At 49.0% G+C, this 5238-nt stretch carries 2 tRNA genes and 2 rRNA genes; all 4 read right to left on the bottom strand.

The features are described 5' to 3' along the window. Positions 1 to 24 precede the first annotated feature (24 nt). The 4 genes from GBN19_RS14390 to GBN19_RS14375 all read right to left on the bottom strand — a co-directional run bounded on the left by GBN19_RS14390 (position 25) and on the right by GBN19_RS14375 (position 5108). Positions 25 to 2919 (bottom strand): 23S ribosomal RNA (locus tag GBN19_RS14390). A gap of 372 nt (positions 2920 to 3291) precedes the next feature. Continuing rightward, positions 3292 to 3367, bottom strand: a tRNA-Ala gene (locus GBN19_RS14385). Between the two features lie 66 nt (positions 3368 to 3433). Continuing rightward, positions 3434 to 3510, bottom strand: a tRNA-Ile gene (locus GBN19_RS14380). Between the two features lie 61 nt (positions 3511 to 3571). After that, a 16S ribosomal RNA gene (locus GBN19_RS14375) occupies positions 3572 to 5108 on the bottom strand. The 16S and 23S rRNA genes sit together here with 2 tRNA genes alongside, the layout of an rRNA operon. Between the last annotated feature and the right edge of the window lie 130 nt (positions 5109 to 5238).

The raw sequence follows: 5238 nt of genomic DNA, 5'->3' as shown, positions 1-5238 counted from the left end.
TATATACAACTGCTTGGGTGTTGTATAGTCAAGCCTCACGAGCAATTAGTATTGGTCAGCTTCATACGTCACCGTACTTCCACACCCAACCTATCAACGTCCTAGTCTCGAACGGCTCTTTAGAGGACATAAAGTCCTAGGGAAATCTTATCTTGAGGTAGGCTTCCCGCTTAGATGCTTTCAGCGGTTATCCCTTCCGAACATAGCTACCCGGCGATGCGACTGGCGTCACAACCGGTACACCAGAGGTTCGTCCACTCTGGTCCTCTCGTACTAGGAGCAGATCCTCTCAAATTTCCAGCGCCCACGGTAGATAGGGACCGAACTGTCTCACGACGTTCTAAACCCAGCTCGCGTACCTCTTTAAATGGCGAACAGCCATACCCTTGGGACCTGCTTCAGCCCCAGGATGAGATGAGCCGACATCGAGGTGCCAAACACCGCCGTCGATATGAACTCTTGGGCGGTATCAGCCTGTTATCCCCAGAGTACCTTTTATCCGTTGAGCGATGGCCCTTCCATACAGAACCACCGGATCACTAAGACCTACTTTCGTACCTGCTCGACTTGTGGGTCTCGCAGTTAAGCGCGCTTTTGCCTTTATACTCTACGCGTGATTTCCGACCACGCTGAGCGCACCTTCGTACTCCTCCGTTACTCTTTAGGAGGAGACCGCCCCAGTCAAACTACCCACCAGACATGGTCCTCGTCCCGGATAACGGGACAGAGTTAGAACCTCAACATTACCAGGGTGGTATTTCAAGGACGGCTCCATTGGAACTAGCGTTCCAACTTCAAAGCCTCCCACCTATCCTACACAAGTAAGGTCAAAGTTCAATGTCAAGCTGCAGTAAAGGTTCACGGGGTCTTTCCGTCTAGCCGCGGGTACACTGCATCTTCACAGCGATTTCGATTTCACTGAGCCTCTGCTGGAGACAGCGCCGCCATCATTATGCCATTCGTGCAGGTCGGAACTTACCCGACAAGGAATTTCGCTACCTTAGGACCGTTATAGTTACGGCCGCCGTTTACTGGGGCTTCGATCAAGAGCTTCGCTTACGCTAACCCCATCAATTAACCTTCCAGCACCGGGCAGGCATCACACCCTATACGTCCACTTTCGTGTTTGCAGAGTGCTATGTTTTTAATAAACAGTTGCAGCGGCCTGGTTTCTGTGGCTGCCAACAGCTCAGGGAGCAAGTCCCATCACCATCAGCAGCGTACCTTCTCCCGAAGTTACGGTACCATTTTGCCTAGTTCCTTCAGCAGAGTTCTCTCAAGCGCTTTGGTCTACTCGACCTGACCACCTGTGTCGGTTTAGGGTACGATTCCTGTGTAACTGAAGCTTAGAGACTTTTCTTGGAAGCATGGTATCAGCCACTTCACTGTACAAGTACAGCTTGCTATCAACTCTCAGCATAAAGCACCCCGGATTTGCCTAAGATGCATGCCTACTGTCTTTCACCTGGACAACCAACGCCAGGCTGACTTAACCTTCTCCGTCCTCTCATCGCATTACACAGAAGTATTGGAATATTAACCAATTTCCCATCGACTACGCCTTTCGGCCTCGCCTTAGGGGTCGACTTACCCAGCCCCGATTAACGTTGGACTGGAACCCTTGGTCTTTCAGCGAACGGGTTTTTCACCCGTTTTGTCGTTACTCACGTCAGCATTCGCACTTCTGATACCTCCAGCATGCTTCTCAACACACCTTCATCGGCTTACAGAACGCTCCCCTACCACTTACGCATAAGCGTAAATCCGCAGCTTCGGCACATAGTTTTAGCCCCGTTACATCTTCCGCGCAGGCCGACTCGACTAGTGAGCTATTACGCTTTCTTTAAAGGGTGGCTGCTTCTAAGCCAACCTCCTAGCTGTCTATGCCTTCCCACATCGTTTCCCACTTAACTATGATTTTGGGGCCTTAGCTGGCGGTCTGGATTGTTTTCCTCTTGACTACGGACGTTAGCACCCGCAGTCTGTCTCCCGGATAGTACTCATAGGTATTCGGAGTTTGCATCGGTTTGGTAAGTCGGGATGACCCCCTAGCCGAAACAGTGCTCTACCCCCTATGGTATTCGTCCGAGGCGCTACCTAAATAGCTTTCGGGGAGAACCAGCTATCACCGAGTTTGATTAGCCTTTCACCCCTATCCACAAGTCATCCCCCGGCTTTTCAACGACGGTGGGTTCGGTCCTCCAGTTAGTGTTACCCAACCTTCAACCTGCTCATGGATAGATCACCCGGTTTCGGGTCTATACCCAGCGACTAAAACGCCCTATTAAGACTCGATTTCTCTACGGCTCCCCTATACGGTTAACCTCGCCACTGAATATAAGTCGCTGACCCATTATACAAAAGGTACGCAGTCACACCACGAAGGTGCTCCCACTGCTTGTATGCATGCGGTTTCAGGATCTATTTCACTCCCCTCACAGGGGTTCTTTTCGCCTTTCCCTCACGGTACTGGTTCACTATCGGTCAGTCAGGAGTATTTAGCCTTGGAGGATGGTCCCCCCATATTCAGACAAGGTTTCACGTGCCTCGCCTTACTCGACATCATTATCTAAGCCCTTTCGTGTACAGGACTATCACCCGCTATGGTTGCACTTCCCAGAGCATTCCACTAAAACTTAGATAACTTAATGGGCTGATCCGCGTTCGCTCGCCGCTACTGACGGAATCTCAATTGATTTCTTTTCCTAAGGGTACTGAGATGTTTCACTTCCCCTCGTTCGCCTTGCATGACTATGTATTCATCATGCAATACCTACCTTATGGTAGGTGGGTTTCCCCATTCAGACATCTCCGGATCACAGGATATTTGCCGCCTCCCCGAAGCTTTTCGCAGGCTATCACGTCTTTCTTCGCCTCTGACTGCCAAGGCATCCACCACATGCACTTAATTACTTGACTATACAACCCCAAACAGTCGTTAATCCTTACAAGTAAGATTAACAACAAGATCAACTAGTAAACTAGCCTTTCTCACAGTTAGAGTCTCGTGAACTTAATCACTGTACAGCTTCAATCTAATTCATATACCAAAACGCTTGATTCAGTTAATTTGCTAGTTCTCATATTCATTCAACATTCACAATTACTTGCTACTGTCTTCTGAATTGAGTGAACAATTTATTTCAGACTCAATTTTACCAATCTGTTAATGAGTTAATGTGTCCTCGTCGGATCACACTAATACCGTGATACTTAAATCACAGAAGTTAATAAATCGCTTTCGCTTATTTACTAATTTCTGCAATCTTTAGCTTTGTACTTAAAAGTACTTGGTGGAGACTAGGAGAGTCGAACTCCTGACCTCCTGCGTGCAAAGCAGGCGCTCTACCAACTAAGCTAAGTCCCCAGCTTATATCATTAATAATGTATCTTCTTTCTGTAACTTCAATTTATTCAATCTCAGCCTTAGACTTGGTGGGTCTGACAAGACTTGAACTTGTGACCCCACGCTTATCAAGCGTGTGCTCTAACCAACTGAGCTACAGACCCTCAGATACATCTTAGAAGAACAACTTGTTGTGGATTCTTACCAATCAATCCGTCTTTTCGTTAAGGAGGTGATCCAGCCGCAGGTTCCCCTACGGCTACCTTGTTACGACTTCACCCCAGTCATCGGCCACACCGTGGTAACCGCCCTCTTTGCAGTTAGGCTAGCTACTTCTGGTGCAACAAACTCCCATGGTGTGACGGGCGGTGTGTACAAGGCCCGGGAACGTATTCACCGCGGCATTCTGATCCGCGATTACTAGCGATTCCGACTTCATGGAGTCGAGTTGCAGACTCCAATCCGGACTACGATCGGCTTTTTGAGATTAGCATCCTATCGCTAGGTAGCAACCCTTTGTACCGACCATTGTAGCACGTGTGTAGCCCTGGCCGTAAGGGCCATGATGACTTGACGTCGTCCCCGCCTTCCTCCAGTTTGTCACTGGCAGTATCCTTAAAGTTCCCATCCGAAATGCTGGCAAGTAAGGAAAAGGGTTGCGCTCGTTGCGGGACTTAACCCAACATCTCACGACACGAGCTGACGACAGCCATGCAGCACCTGTATCTAAGTTCCCGAAGGCACCAATCTATCTCTAGAAAGTTCTTAGTATGTCAAGGCCAGGTAAGGTTCTTCGCGTTGCATCGAATTAAACCACATGCTCCACCGCTTGTGCGGGCCCCCGTCAATTCATTTGAGTTTTAGTCTTGCGACCGTACTCCCCAGGCGGTCTACTTATCGCGTTAGCTGCGCCACTAAAGCCTCAAAGGCCCCAACGGCTAGTAGACATCGTTTACGGCATGGACTACCAGGGTATCTAATCCTGTTTGCTCCCCATGCTTTCGCACCTCAGCGTCAGTGTTAGGCCAGATGGCTGCCTTCGCCATCGGTATTCCTCCAGATCTCTACGCATTTCACCGCTACACCTGGAATTCTACCATCCTCTCCCACACTCTAGCTAACCAGTATCGAATGCAATTCCCAAGTTAAGCTCGGGGATTTCACATTTGACTTAATTAGCCGCCTACGCGCGCTTTACGCCCAGTAAATCCGATTAACGCTTGCACCCTCTGTATTACCGCGGCTGCTGGCACAGAGTTAGCCGGTGCTTATTCTGCGAGTAACGTCCAAGCATCCAGGGTATTAACCTGAAGCTCCTCCTCCTCGCTTAAAGTGCTTTACAACCAAAAGGCCTTCTTCACACACGCGGCATGGCTGGATCAGGCTTTCGCCCATTGTCCAATATTCCCCACTGCTGCCTCCCGTAGGAGTCTGGGCCGTGTCTCAGTCCCAGTGTGGCGGATCATCCTCTCAGACCCGCTACAGATCGTCGCCTTGGTAGGCCTTTACCCCACCAACTAGCTAATCCGACTTAGGCTCATCTATTAGCGCAAGGTCCAAAGATCCCCTGCTTTCTCCCGTAGGACGTATGCGGTATTAGCGTTCCTTTCGAAACGTTGTCCCCCACTAATAGGCAGATTCCTAAGCATTACTCACCCGTCCGCCGCTAAGTCTTGGTGCAAGCACCAAAACTCCGCTCGACTTGCATGTGTTAAGCCTGCCGCCAGCGTTCAATCTGAGCCATGATCAAACTCTTCAGTTTAAAATCATTTGTACTTTACTAAAAGTACTAAATCTGGCTCATTAATCTTACTGACTAAAAATTCGCTCAAATAAACTTCGAGAAATTTCTACCAATTCAATCAATGAAATATATTTTCGACTGATCAACT

This window comes from Acinetobacter brisouii (assembly GCF_008993995.1).
Classification (GTDB): domain Bacteria; phylum Pseudomonadota; class Gammaproteobacteria; order Pseudomonadales; family Moraxellaceae; genus Acinetobacter; species Acinetobacter brisouii_A.
Note: the sequence above shows the minus strand (reverse complement) of the source record. Positions and strands in the feature narration are given on the sequence as shown.